The following is a 13,286-nucleotide window of genomic DNA, read 5'->3' as shown; positions in this document are numbered from 1 at the left end:
ATGGGACGAGCCATCAATAGTATAGTTACTTTTTTGAATCATCGGCCGTATATTTTATATTGCCTTTTATTTATCATTGGCCTTGGTATTTTTGGTTATCTGCATTTTGATCAGACATTTGCTGATCCGGATTCTTTTTATCATGCTAAGCTAACCGAGTTTTTAATTACCAAGGGAGCAATTACCGAATTTCCATGGCTTTCGGTGACAACCTTGGCGCGTGGATTTATTGACCATCACTTTTTATACCATATTCTTTTGGTGCCGTTTGTTTTGTTGTTAACACCTTTGATTGGGCTTAAGGTGTTTACGGTTATTTTTTCTAGCCTGACTATTTTGGCACTATTTTGGTTTTTACGCAGCCTGCAGGTTAGGGGAGCATTTTGGTATGCTTTGTTTCTAATTACTGTTAACCCGTTTGTATTTCGCTTGAGCCTGGCAAAAGCCCAGCAGGTTGTGCTGCTGCTGCTGTTTTTATTTTTATTTTTCTTGTTGCGACGTAATTATATCGGGCTGATTTTGGTTTCCTGTGTGTACGTTTGGTCGTATGCTGGTTGGCCTTTATTGCTATTATTGGGATTTTTATACGCGGCAGTTAACTGGTTTTGGAATATATCACAGCGCGGCTGGTTCAAGTTCAAGCTTGACCGGTTAAAATTGCATTGGCAGAACGCCTGGCTGCTTTTAAGTATTGTAATCGGGCTTGCTGCCGGGTTATTCTTTAGCCCCTATTTTCCAACCAACCTTAATTTTTATTGGCAGCAGTCATTTAAGATCGCTGTGGTTAATTATCAGTATATTATTGATGTTGGCGCTGAGTGGTACCCATACAGCCCGCTAGATTTATTGGCTAGTGCAATTCCTTTTTTTGCCCTAGTGTTGATTGCCTTGCTAGCGTTCATTATTTTTTATGACAAGCAGCCGATGAACTCTTGGTTTTTTCTAGTGGTCAGTTTTTTGTTTTTTGCCCTCACCTTAAAATCGCGTCGTTATGTTGAGTATTTTATCCCCCTGGCTTTAATTTTTTCGGCACTGAGCCTTAACGTATTGGTGCGTCAATTTGAAGGAGAAATTGTTCGCCTGATTTCGCGCAAATATCTTTGGCTGCTTTTTGCCGTTATCGTGATTGGGTTAATACCGGTGGCGGCCCGCGACTTAGCATCGGTCAAGGATTTTTACCGCCGCGGTTTTGCTTTTAATAAATTTGAAGAGCCGGCGCGCTGGTTGAAGGAAAATAGTCAGCCTGGTGACGTGGTATTTCACAGTGATTGGGATGAATTTCCGATTTTGTTTTATCATAACGACCAAAATTATTATTTGGTCGGCTTAGACCCGACGTTTATGTATGAATATGATCCGGGGCTACATCAGCGCTGGGTTGACATTGTAACGGGACACGATGATCAGGATTTGTATGTTAAAATCAAGAATTTGTATAATGCTCGGTATGTTTTTGTTGACATTAAGCAAAATGAATCTTTTGCCAACCATTTGGCGGACGAGCCGTTGTTTGAGGAAGTGTTTAGTAATCAAGAGGCAAAGATATATCGGTTGAATGAATAACATGTTTAAAAATTTTTTATTTAACAAGCCATTGGTGATGTGGGGGCTGATTTCGGCCTTTTTTTATTTCGTCCTCGCTCTGATTATTAATCGGTTTGATTATTTAGATTCAGCATATGTCATAACCTCAATGGCCTTATTGGGGTTGTATGTAGTTTATTTTTTGTTGTTTCAATTTTATCAAAATCATTCTTGGAAACGTGACGAGCTTCAAACCATTTTATTTTTTGGAGCTGTTTTTATACTGATCATGGTGTTGATGGTGCCGGGGGAATACAATGATTTTTACCATTATTTTTTTGAAGATATCGTGATTGTTAAGTACCAGCAAAATCCGTATTTTGTTGCCCCACTTAATGTGCCGCACGAGCCGCTGGCAGTCTTGAGTGGCTGGCAGTTTTTACCGGCCCAGCACGGCCCAGCACGGTTTTTATTGACAGTACCGGCAGCCTGGTTAAGCCAGGGGAGCATTGTTATTGGGATTTTTTTATACAAAGTTATATTTGCCGTATTTACGGCGCTGTCAGCTTGGCTGGCATATCAGATTGCCCGGCAGTTTGATCCTGCCAAGGCTATTTTTATTTATTTGCTGTGTGCGTGGAATCCGTTAATACTGTTTGGTACGTTTGCCGGAGGTGGCACTGATATCTTATTGGTGTTTTGGCTGCTGGCGGCGGTGTATTTGGCGATTAAAGAAAGACCCGTTTTAGCGATTGCTGCTCTTGGTTTGTCGGTTTTGATTAAGTATGTCACTATTTTATTAGTACCAATTTTTTTGATATATTTTTGGCGTCGTCAGTCGACTACAGGAGCTAAGTTAAAAGTGGCTGCATATCAAACAGCAACCCTGGTCTTGATGACGCTTGGATTTTTTGCCCCGTTTTGGCAGGGGGCCGGCACGCTAGATGGGGTAGTTTGGGTCGGGCGATTTTTTGATGTTAATTCATTTCCGGGGTTAGTTAGCATTATATTTTATTTTGTCAGTCCGACTTTGGAATGGTATTCTTTGAAGGTGATTTTTGAATTATTTTTTGTCGCCATTTATGCGTTGACTTTGTATCGGTTTTGGCGCGTTATGGAGATGACGGCGTCAACCATGGTGTACAGCAGCGTGATCATTTTAAGCTGGTTTTTGCTGCTGGCCAAGTTTTGGTTTTATCCGAAATATTTGATTTGGTTGATACCGTTAATGTTTTTATCAAAAAAATTTTTTTATTTGCCCGCGGTTTTTTTGACCGGCTTTGTTATCATCTCGCCATATTCGTCGGTTTTAATGCCAGTGGCAATGATTATCCCAACATTGGTTTTTGGCTTTTATTATTTCGTCCGTCGGGAAAACAAGTTTAAAATCATATGAAAGTTTTAATCGTTATTCCTGCTTATAATGAGGAAACGCTCATTCAGTCAACGGTTGAGCGTGTGGTTAGCTTTGCTTCAAAAAATCTAACAGTCGATTGGGAGGTAGTCGTCGCTGACAACCAATCAACAGATCAGACCGCTTTGATTGTTCAATCGTTGGCGGCAAAATTTTTTCAGGTTAAATATTTAATGGTTCCAGTGAGGGGCAAGGGTGCGGCTATTCGAGCGGGCTGGAATAATTTTTCAGCCGACGTATATTGTTTTATGGACGCCGATTTGGCTACCGATTTAGCTGCTTTGCCCGCTTTAATCGACGGCTTGGCCAGCGGGTATGATTTAGCGGTCGGCAGCCGGTACCACCCTGATTCGCTGGTGAAAAGATCGTTAACGCGCCGGGTATTTTCTTTGGGCTATCGCTTGGCTTTGCGATTATTGGTTGGTCTGCGAGTTAAAGACGCGCCTTGTGGGTTTAAGGCAATTAATAGTAAAATTAAAGAAAATTTATTACCCCACGTGCAAAATGACCAGTGGTTTTTTGATTCGGAGCTCTTAATTTTGGCCGCCCATCAGGGCTATCGCATTAAAGAAATACCGGTGATTTGGCAAGATCCGCGCGAAGGGTCAGATAAAAGTCGCGTTAAGCCGTGGTCACTGGCACTGGCGTATCTTAAACACGTTTTGGAGTTGCGAAAAAGACTTATGTAAATATGGCTAAAACATACTTAGTTATTCCAACATATAATGAGCGAGGAAACGTCCAAAGGCTACTTGAAACAATTTTTGCCTTAGGGATTAATGATGTGCATGTTTTGATTGTTGACGACAATTCTCCGGACCGGACCGGTGAACTGGTTACGTCGCTTCAGTCTCGCTTTGCCAATCTGGAGCTGCTGAGCCGTCAGACCAAAGACGGGCTTGGGCGGGCTTATCTGGCCGGATTTGAGCATGCATTACGGGCTGGTGCGGAGTATATTTTTGAGATGGATGCTGACTTTTCCCATGATCCTAAATATATCCCAGACTTTTTACGTGCGATTGAATCGGCCGATTTAGTGCTTGGTTCTCGCTATATTGCCGGCGGCGGAGTAACTAACTGGAATTGGAGCCGTCGGTTGATTAGCCGTTTTGGTAATTTGTATGCCCGAGCTGTTTTAGGGCTACCATATCACGATTTGACGGGAGGATTTAAGTGTTATCGCCGGACCGTTTTAGAGAAAATTGGTTTAGCTGATTTTAGTTCGGTGGGGTACAACTTTCAAATTGAAACCACGTATAAGGTTCATTTAGCCGGGTATAAAATTGTTGAGATTCCTATTATTTTTACGGAACGAGCCGAAGGCAAGTCTAAATTTAGCATCAAAATTATCATCGAAAGTTTTTGGAAAGTTTTAAAACTAAGGAATCAAAAATCTCGTTAAGGGTATGCCAACGCTTTCTATTGTTATCCCGGTTTATAATGAGAAAAAGTACATTGCGGAAATTTTAAACAAGGTGGACCGGCTGGAGATTACCGGCTTGGATAAAGAGGTGGTAATTGTCGATGACGGTTCAACTGACGGCACGATTGATTTGTTAAAAATGATCAACCGACCAAACTGGCGTGTTATTTTCAGCGAACACAATCAGGGTAAGGGTGCGGCCTTGCGGCAGGGATTTAAACACACTACCGGTGATATTGTGGCGATTCAGGATGCTGATTTGGAATATAGCCCCCCTGATCTTGAACCATTGGTTCAGGCGATAGTTCGGGGGCAGGCAAAGGTGGCGTACGGTTCGCGGATGATTAGCAAAAATCCGGTCGGGCATTTGAGTTATTATTTGGGCAATAAGCTAATTTCGTGGCTGGCTCAGGTTTTATATCGGGCGCAGATTACGGACGTTGAAACGTGTTATAAGGTTTTTAGCGGCCCATTGTTACGTCAGCTGTCGTTACGACAAAATGATTTTGGATTTGAGGTTGAGGTAACGGCAAAAGTTCTAAGGCAGGGAATTAAGATTTTAGAGCTGCCAATCAGCTACCGGCCACGACAATTTAATGAAGGTAAAAAAATCAGCTGGATTGATGGATGTAAGGCATTATGGTTGTTGATTGTTTATCGTTTTAATTACCATGATTAAGCAAATTTTTCGATCAATTAGTAAAAAGGAATGGCGCCTGGTCATTCTTTTAAGTTTATTTTTGATTGTGATTACTACCGCACCGTTGGTCTATGGTTTTTTAATTACGCCTTCCGACAAGGTTTTTATGGGGGTGCATTTTTCGGCCCCTAATGACTGGTTTGTATATTATTCATACATCAATCAGGCTAAAAGCGGTAAAATTTTGTTTGATAATTTGTTTTCAGCCGACCATCAGCTGCCAACCTTGAATATCTGTTGGTTAGCGGTCGGCTGGCTGGCTCGAATTTTTGATCTATCGGCATTTGTGGCGTTTCAGGCCGCTCGTATTATGTTGATTCCGGTTTTTATGGCGACGGCGTATCTATTGATTGCAACTATTTTTTCGGATTTAGTTAAAAGGAAGCTGAGCATTATTATGTTGAGCTTCAGTTCTGGGCTGGGGTTGCTTTTAATTGACCGCCTTATTCGATATCCGAATAATTTTTCCAACGGGCAATTCAATTGGCCGCTTGATTTATGGGTGCCGGAAGCCTTTACCTATCTGACTTTGCACTATTCGCCGCATTTTATTGCTTCATCAATTCTGATTTTACTTATTTTCTGGTTAACGCTTTTGTTTACGCTTCAGGCTAATTATTGGTATCCTGTTGTCGCCGGACTAATCGGGTTAGCGCTTTTTTCTTTTCATCCTTTTCACGTTTTAACCATCTATGGTTTTATCTTGATTTTTTTTCTAGTGCTGGTAGTGCGCGATCGGGCTTGGCATTGGCCGTTATTTTGGTACTATTTTATTTTTAGCGTGCTGGCTTTCCCGTCAGTGTTTTATTATTTGTTATTAATCAAGATTGATCCGGTTATTAGTCAAAAAACATTGCAGAATTTGACCCTAACGCCACCGTGGTGGATTGTTTTGGTTAGCTATGGTTTGTTGCTTATTTTAGCCGCGGGAGCGGTGGGGTGGTATATCAAGAGAGGCAAGCAATCAACCACTGAGATTTTTTTAATAACCTGGTTGGTGTTTCAGGGACTGTTGATTTTTGCTCCGGTGCCATGGCAGCGCCGCATGACCCAAGGGTTACACGTTCCGTTGGCACTTTTGGCGACTGTGGCATTAATACAGCTGTCTGTTTGGATGACGACCAGCCGTCATCCAGTGGCCAGGATGTTATACCAAAAGCGGTACGGGCTCTCATTCACTTTAGGGTTTTTACTGATTACTTCAAACGTTTTTCACATTGCCGTTAATTACTATATGTACACCAATCATCTGAACTTGTCATATTTGGAACAGTCAAAGGTGGTAGCGGCCCGCTGGCTGGAGCAGGTGCCAGAGGGCGTTGTTTTAAACACAGCGGCAAACATCATTAATGTTTTACCAGCTTTCGCTAATCAGCGTGTCTATGTCGGACACGGAGTCGAAACTCCGTTTTTTAATTTTAAGCAGGGAGAAGTAAACTGGTTTTTTGAAACTAACCGGCCCGACGAAACGGAAAAATCATTTTTAACCCAGCGCGGCATTACCTTGATTTATTACGGTCCGGACGAACGGGCTTTGGGGGATTATGATCCATCTTCTAAAACGTATTTACAGGAGGTGTATCGCAACAGCGAAGTAATAATTTATCAAGTTTTATGAAAAAAATTTTAGCCACTATCAGTCAACAAGAATGGCGCTTGGTTTGGTTGTTGGCGCTAGTGATGATTATTATTACCGGCCTGCCATATTTGGCGGGGTATTTTTTTGCACCTAATGGTTTTACCTATAATGGTTTGCACGCGTTAAGTCCCGGAGATATTCCTGTTTATTATTCATATATCAATCAGGCCCGTAGCGGCGAAATATTCGTAAAAAACTTATTAACTCCTGAACCGCAAGCATTCGGAACCTTGAATATATGGTGGGCTTGGATTGGGCAGTTGGCGGGCATATTTAATCTGCCGGTTATTTTAGCGTTTCAACTTTCGCGGCTGATTATGATTCCTGTTTTTTTAACAGTAGCTTATATTTTTATCGCTTACTTTTTTTCCGACCGCGCGGTGCGACTAACCGCACTTATCTTTTTACTTTTTTCTAGCGGCCTTGGTTTTTATGTTGCCGCACCAATTGACGCGCTGGGCATTGAAGGACCCGACCCCTACCGCTGGCCAATTGATTTATGGTTAACTGAGGCAAATACTTTTAACACGCTTTATCAAACGTCGCATTTTATCGCCTCAATTACGCTGATGATTCTTATTTTTTTACTGATGGCGCTAGCGTTTGAAAGTAGGAGAAAAATGGTATATGCGGCTGTAAGTGGTGTTTTGGCTTTGTGTTATTTTAATTTTCACCCATATTATTTTCCGGTTATTTTTGGTGTTTTAGGGCTTTATTTGTTTGGTTTAATGCTGCGGGCTAATCGATTTTTATGGCGTGAAGCCGGCTATTTAATAGTGGTATTTTTAATATCATTACCGTCGGTGATTTATCATTTTTGGCTGATTGGCGCTAGTCCGGTGATTGGTCAGCGGGCGATTCAAAATGTCACTAATATCTCACCTTTTATTTTTGTGGTATTAGGTTACGGTCTGTTGTGGCTGGGGTTTATTTTGGGCTTATGGTTTTTGTGGCACCAAAAAAAGTTTGATCGCCGTCACTGGTTGTTGCTTTCGTGGTTTATTGTTGATATTGTTTTGATTTATTCGCCGTTTCCTTTCCATAGCCGCTATACGCAGGGTCTACATATTATTTTAGTGATTTTTACGGTTATTGGTCTAAGCGAATTGGGGGCATATCTGCGAACTCGGCTCAAGCCGGCAACGTATGATTTCTGGATTAATAATAGCGTGCTACTGATTTTGTTGTTTGTGATTTGGCTGATGCCGTCAAATTTGTATAGTGTTGGCCGCGATTTTTATTTTATTTTCAGCAACAGTCCTGCTATTACCACCAAACTGTTTTTGCCCAATGGTTTATTTGACGCCTATGCTTGGCTGGCGACCCAGCAGTCTCGGGCCGGAGTGGTGTTTGGCGCTGATATTCCGCTTAAATTTGCGCCAGGATTTTCCGGGCATGCGGTATATGCGGCCCATGCTCACGAAACGCTATTTTTTGGCTCCAAGGCAGCCTATATTCAGTGGTTTTTCTTAGACAACGACTATGCCGATAAAAAGCATGAGTTTTTGTTGGCTAATAATATCTCATACCTCATATACAGTGATTACGAAAAAGAGCTGGGTAGCTTTAACCCGGCCCTTCATAAGTATTTGCACGAAGTGTTTTCGTCTCAGGGCGTTACAGTGTATCAAGTGGTACAATAAATTTTGTTTTTAATATTTCGCCTATAATTTCTTCCTGATCAATCACATTTTTAGTGGACCGAATTTCATCAACCTCAATACCGCCATCAATTATCTTGACCAGCGTCAGCTTTAGGTCATATGTTCCGGGAGCTACGCGATGGTCGGGGTTAAACCAATAATTAGTTTGGACATTTGCTGGCCCCGCTGGTGCGTTTAGTAATAAATCATATCCAAAGGGATACAGTTTTTGGTATACGGTTTTACCGTCTTTAATCAATTCTAGGCGTATGCGATAAGGTATTTCTTGCGGCAGCATGAGTTGCCAAAGTAGTTGATATTGTCCGGCTTCTTTTTGGTAACCTAAAAATATCACCCCGTTGGTTAGGGAAACAGCATTGGCATTAATTGGTGGCGTGTCTAAAATTTTTACTAGTTCAAAGGCTGCAGTTGCATTGCGTTGGTATAGGGCGTAGCTATCAGTAATGGCCACCAGCCCAAAATCATCAAGCAGTTTTGGCCACGTTTTAAGCGCGGCCTGGTATTGATTTTGGTAATAAGGATTGAAGCCGTATTGGATTTGGTAGGTGATTAGATCGGAAAAATCTAAAGCGATCCAGGTAGTGTCTTCGGGCAGTTTGTAGTCGCTACGTAAAAATTGCTGCTTGCCTAAAAAGGCATAATTAAAAGAGTAAATATTTTTTCGCGAGGATAGCGTCGGTAAAAATTGGTAGCTACTAGCAACGGCTTGGTCGTCGGGAATTTGCCGAAGCATGGTGGCGCGCGCTTTACTGTTGTCGGTTCGGTGTCGGTGCTGCCAAATGCCGGAGGCCGGGCCCAGTGTTACGCTAGCATAGAAAACGCCAAAGACTAAGAGTGTAGTAAGTAGTGCACGGTGTTGGTTGACAAGCTTAATAATGGTTGGTTTCTGGTTTGGGTCAAAAATTTTTTTTAAGCCATAAATTGAGGCGATAAATAGTGCTGGCAATAACAGGCTGGAGTAGTGGGTTTCCAGCAGGAGTTGTCCGCCACCCGACCCGCCAAGCAGGAGTTGTAGCGCTATAATGGCACCAAGTAATAAAAAGAGCGGGCTTATTAATGGTAAAAAAACTACCGTTAACCCAAGACCGATAAGGTAGATAATGTTATTGGGTCGTAGCAGATAAATAATCGGTAGCCATGGCTGGGTTGTTAGGTGATTAATCCAGGGGTAGTAGATAAAAAATTTATATTCATCGGCCGGGGCGAAGACTTTTATTACAAAAACTGCGGCGCTAAAATAGACCAAACCCATAATCAACGGCGTAACAACCCAACGCCATGATTTTTTTTGACCTAAAGCAACAATGCCAAACATTAAGACTACTAGACTAACGTCTTCGCGGGCAAGCATCGCCAATAGTAAAAAGAGGACTGCCGGCAGGAATTTTTTTCTTTGGTAGCTATAAAACGCCCAGAACAAAAAGAACACGGCAAACGACAAAAAATTAAATTCAAACAGCGTGGTGTTTTGTACTACCGGGTTTAGCAACCAGGCCAGGGCAACTGGCAGCGCCAGTTTAGCACCCAGCGCTTTTTTGGCAATCAGATATAGTGGCCAAGCACTTAGGCCGTTGATTGTTGCCAGCAGTATCAGCAAACTTTCCGGATTTTTGGTCAGGGCATAAAACGGTAGTAATAGTATGAGTAATGGTGAAAAATGATCGCCTAGGTAGCTTGGCGGATGAATGGTTAGCCCAAACCAGTTTCCCAAAAGCGAGTTGAAAAAAGTTTGATTAAAAATTGCCAGATCAATGGCAGTATAGTAGAAGTTGTGGTATTTCCAGATAGCGATTAGCGAAAATAATCCGCTATATAGCGCGATTGCCGCAAAAAGAATTTGCCGGTTGTGGGTGGTGATCCATGATTGGATTACAGACGGCTTCATGTACTTATTGTAGTTTTTTAGTTAATAAAAAACAACCCGAAAGCCGTATGGCGCCGGGTTGTTTTTAGAGACCATTTATAATCCTTCGCCCTTGGTAGCAATCAATAATTGATTAATAACAAAGTAGGAGATGGCGTACGCTGCTAAAATGATCGCCACTCCGATAATGGCGGCAACCATTGTTTTTTTGGCTTTGCTGATTTTATCTTCATTGCCGGCTGACGTCATCCACATCCAGCCAGCGTAGAGGATTAAAATGAGGAAAACAATTCCTAGAAATCCAAGCACGACATTAATCATTTGAGCAACGTTTTTAGAAAAAGTTGATGGGGTAACGTCGTCGCGCGGATCATAGACTTCTTCAATTGGTTCGAGCTGATCTTTCATTAAATCAGTAATGTCGCCACTAACTGCCAGAGCATTAACCGGTACTAGGCTGAGCAAGAGCGTAAAAACCATTAGGGCATGTAAAAATAGGTAAGCTGTTTTGGTCATACAGGTATTTTAAAAGTTAAGTAAGGTAATTATACCATTTTATCTGTTTTTAGGGGAATATTTATTGACAAATTTGCTAATTTATGTTAATATTCAAAGTTCTTTAGTGCCCTTTGAATTGAAAAATTAGGCCTAGCGGCCGATAACCAAGAGGAGCGGTTTTACGATGAAACAGATTTGTGCAATAGTGTTGCTGCTGGCGGTTGGTTGCAGTACCGTGACGCCAACTGGTCGAGCGGCCTTGGTGGCAAAGCAGAACGCAGACAGCAAGTATTGGGTCGGCTATCAGGCTGCTGAGCTGCACGTGGGAGGAGTAGAGCATTATACCGACTCCAACCAGAATTTCGTCGAGGCTTGGATGAAGGCGCGCGCCAACCGCGACGAAGCGGTGCGGCAATTCTGGGAGCTTCAGGGCGAAAGCTACTGGAAGGCTTTGCCAGATTTGAATGCTGATCCGTCAGCGACATTGCCGCGAGGACCCTTTAAGTTCTATCGGGGGGTCCTTTATAACGCTTCAAGCCGGCCAGTACGGTTTGAGGTCAGTTATGGCCAGTTCGCGCTGGTTCGAACCATTGGTCCTGGTGCTAAAGAGTGGACGTTTTTGCCGGCTGATCGGTACTACGTGCAACTCTATCGCGCCGGATCAAGCAGCGCTTATCTGCGAGGTTGGCGCGATATCGACACCGTGGAAGCGGATAACCAAGTTGAGGGTTTTACCTGCGACTGGTCAATCGTCGCTCCCTAGCGAGCCTAGCGAGCCTTTGTTTTTTCAAAGAGGGTGCACTTTTCCAGAACGGAAAAAATAGTGCACCCTCTATTTATTTTATCAAGATTGATTAGTCGAGTCCTTGGCCGCCCTTAGTTGCTTCAAGTAGCTGATCAAGTACAAAGTAGGTGATGGCGTATGCCGCCAGTACGATTGCTAAACCAATAATGGCGGAAGCCATAATTTTTTTGGCCTTGCTGATTTTATCTTCATTGCCGGCTGACGTCATCCACATAAAACCGGCGTAGATAATTAAAACAACAAAGATTACTCCCAGAAAAGACAGAAATACTCGGATGATGGCGCTTACCATCAGTGACAAACTCGTCTGAGTTCCAAGTCCGGTTTCAGCCAAAAAAGCTTCGTTTTGAGCATCAAGTTTTTGTTTAGCCGGGTCCTGGAGGCCTTGCGCCAAAACCGGCGTCACGTTCAGGGTTAAAATGCCTAGTAGCAGCAGAAAGGTCAGTAAAAATTTTATTTTTTTATTCATAGATTTGTCTTTTAACCTCCGCCAGGAATAGTGCCGCCGGAAGTGCCAGAGGTGTCAATTAAAAACTCGGCTATAAAGTAGTAGATGCCGGCTGCTGACAGAATGACGATTAAGCCGATAATGCCGTCGCGGATAATGTGCTTTGCTTTGGTGATTTTTTCATCGTTGCCAGCCGCGGTCATCCATAAGAACCCGCCATATACAGTGTAAGAGATAAAAATGACACCGAGCAACGAAAGAAATACCCGAACTACCGTACCAACAATTTTGGCAAACGTGGTTTCGTTGGTTTCTTCGCTGTAGCCCGCAGCGCCGGCCGCTTGTTTGGTCATTTCATCAAGACTTAACCCTTCCTGGGCATTGGTGTCTATAGCACCAAATGAGAACGTGATGCCAACGACGGCTAGTAGCAAAAGGGTCAGAATAATTGAGCGGTAAAGTTTACTAAACATAAAGTTGAAGTTTATTAGCTTCCTGCGGAGCTATACCCGGTTGCCTCAGTTATTGAAACGAGCACAAATTGAGTGATAGCGTAGGCCGCTAAAACAATAATTAAGCCGATAATGCTGCCGCGAAGAATCGCTTTAGCTTTGGTGATTTTTTCATCGTTGCCAGCCGCGGTCATCCAGAGATATCCTGCGTACACAATGTAAGACATAAAAATAATACCCAAAAGGGATAGCAGGGCCTTGATAATATTTCCGACGGTGTTAGGAAGCGTGTTTTCAGTTACCTCGGCGGAATAGCCAGCGTTACCGCCGACGTTTTTCAGTTTACCGGTCAAGTCAAGCGTGCCTTGGGCTAAAACCGATCCAATGTTTAAGGCCAGAAGCAGCGCAATAACGGTGAAAAAAATTGTCGCTTTTTTAAGTGTGTCATTCATACATTTTAGCCAACGGCTTGTTGTAGAGCATTAGTAATAAAGAAGGTGATAGCGTAGGCCGCTAAAACAATAATTAAGCCGATAACCGCTGAGCGAATCGTAGCTTTGGCCTTGGAAATTTCTTCTTCACGGCCGGAAGCCATCATCCATTTATAGCCGCCAAAAATAATTAATACCATGAAAATAATACCAAAAATACTCAAAAATGCGCCGATTACTTTCCCGACAATGACTTCAACCCGACCCTCGTCTTTGTTAGTGCTTGGCAAGCTGACGTTTGCTAGGCTGTTTTGCATTTGTTGAGTAATATCACCGCCCTGTGCCAGGACCAGTACCGGCGTTAGTGTTGCTAGGGCGGCAGTAATGATGCTGAGTAATAAGAGTGTGTAAATAGTTTTCATAC

Annotated in this window: 14 protein-coding genes; 8 read left to right on the top strand and 6 right to left on the bottom strand. The window is 42.7% G+C overall.

The features are described from left to right. Genes HUU49_04915 through HUU49_04885 form a run of 7 tightly spaced genes read left to right on the top strand, consistent with a single transcriptional unit; the run spans nt 1 to nt 8,343 of the window. Nucleotides 1-1,563, top strand: a complete 1,563-nt coding sequence (locus tag HUU49_04915) for a hypothetical protein (protein NUM25921.1) — start codon at nt 1-3, stop codon at nt 1,561-1,563. A 1-nt stretch (nt 1,564) separates the two neighbouring features. Beyond that, nucleotides 1,565-2,920 (top strand): glycosyltransferase family 39 protein, encoded by a 1,356-nt coding sequence (locus HUU49_04910; protein NUM25920.1) that lies wholly within the window; start codon nt 1,565-1,567, stop codon nt 2,918-2,920. After that, the gene (locus HUU49_04905) at nt 2,917-3,627 is read left to right on the top strand and encodes a glycosyltransferase family 2 protein (protein ID NUM25919.1); all 711 of its coding nucleotides are present in this window, start codon (nt 2,917-2,919) and stop codon (nt 3,625-3,627) included. Before HUU49_04910 ends, HUU49_04905 begins: the two co-directional genes overlap by 4 nt. Before the next feature lie 2 nt (nt 3,628-3,629). After that, nucleotides 3,630-4,340, top strand: a complete 711-nt coding sequence (locus HUU49_04900) for a polyprenol monophosphomannose synthase (GenBank protein NUM25918.1) — start codon at nt 3,630-3,632, stop codon at nt 4,338-4,340. Nucleotides 4,341-4,344: 4 nt separating this feature from the next. Next, on the top strand, nt 4,345-5,040 hold the full coding sequence (locus HUU49_04895; protein ID NUM25917.1) for a glycosyltransferase family 2 protein: 696 nt from the start codon (nt 4,345-4,347) through the stop codon (nt 5,038-5,040). Continuing rightward, the gene (locus tag HUU49_04890) at nt 5,033-6,679 is read left to right on the top strand and encodes a hypothetical protein (GenBank protein NUM25916.1); all 1,647 of its coding nucleotides are present in this window, start codon (nt 5,033-5,035) and stop codon (nt 6,677-6,679) included. The genes HUU49_04895 and HUU49_04890 overlap by 8 nt, the downstream gene beginning before the upstream one ends. Next, nucleotides 6,676-8,343: a hypothetical protein gene (locus HUU49_04885; GenBank protein ID NUM25915.1), complete on the top strand. Its 1,668-nt coding sequence runs from the start codon at nt 6,676-6,678 to the stop codon at nt 8,341-8,343. Before HUU49_04890 ends, HUU49_04885 begins: the two co-directional genes overlap by 4 nt. Here the strand turns inward: HUU49_04885 and HUU49_04880 are convergent. Continuing rightward, nucleotides 8,318-10,249 carry a DUF2079 domain-containing protein gene (locus HUU49_04880; GenBank protein ID NUM25914.1) on the bottom strand — a complete coding sequence of 644 codons (1,932 nt, stop codon included), beginning with the start codon at nt 10,247-10,249 and terminating at the stop codon, nt 8,318-8,320. The genes HUU49_04885 and HUU49_04880 overlap by 26 nt on opposite strands. Before the next feature lie 75 nt (nt 10,250-10,324). Continuing rightward, entirely contained in the window at nt 10,325-10,744 is a 420-nt protein-coding gene (locus HUU49_04875; GenBank protein ID NUM25913.1) for a hypothetical protein, read from the bottom strand. A 166-nt stretch (nt 10,745-10,910) separates the two neighbouring features. On the opposite strand from HUU49_04875, the gene HUU49_04870 reads away from it, so the two are divergent. Continuing rightward, entirely contained in the window at nt 10,911-11,489 is a 579-nt protein-coding gene (locus HUU49_04870; protein ID NUM25912.1) for a hypothetical protein, read from the top strand. A 91-nt stretch (nt 11,490-11,580) separates the two neighbouring features. Here the strand turns inward: HUU49_04870 and HUU49_04865 are convergent, their stop codons facing one another. From HUU49_04865 to HUU49_04850, 4 genes are read right to left on the bottom strand one after another with little or no spacing between them, the layout of a single operon-like run. Then, on the bottom strand, nt 11,581-12,000 hold the full coding sequence (locus tag HUU49_04865) for a hypothetical protein (GenBank protein ID NUM25911.1): 420 nt from the start codon (nt 11,998-12,000) through the stop codon (nt 11,581-11,583). Between the two features lie 11 nt (nt 12,001-12,011). Then, nucleotides 12,012-12,452 (bottom strand): hypothetical protein, encoded by a 441-nt coding sequence (locus HUU49_04860; GenBank protein NUM25910.1) that lies wholly within the window; start codon nt 12,450-12,452, stop codon nt 12,012-12,014. A 14-nt stretch (nt 12,453-12,466) separates the two neighbouring features. Beyond that, entirely contained in the window at nt 12,467-12,883 is a 417-nt protein-coding gene (locus tag HUU49_04855; protein ID NUM25909.1) for a hypothetical protein, read from the bottom strand. 5 nt (nt 12,884-12,888) lie between these two features. After that, nucleotides 12,889-13,284 (bottom strand): hypothetical protein, encoded by a 396-nt coding sequence (locus HUU49_04850; protein ID NUM25908.1) that lies wholly within the window; start codon nt 13,282-13,284, stop codon nt 12,889-12,891. Nucleotides 13,285-13,286: the final 2 nt, after the last annotated feature.

Source organism: Candidatus Buchananbacteria bacterium (assembly GCA_013359225.1).
Taxonomy (GTDB): Bacteria; Patescibacteriota; Patescibacteriia; order Buchananbacterales; family UBA6539; genus JABWCG01.
The sequence above is the reverse complement of the archived record's forward strand: the minus strand, read 5'-3'. Positions and strand labels throughout refer to the sequence as shown.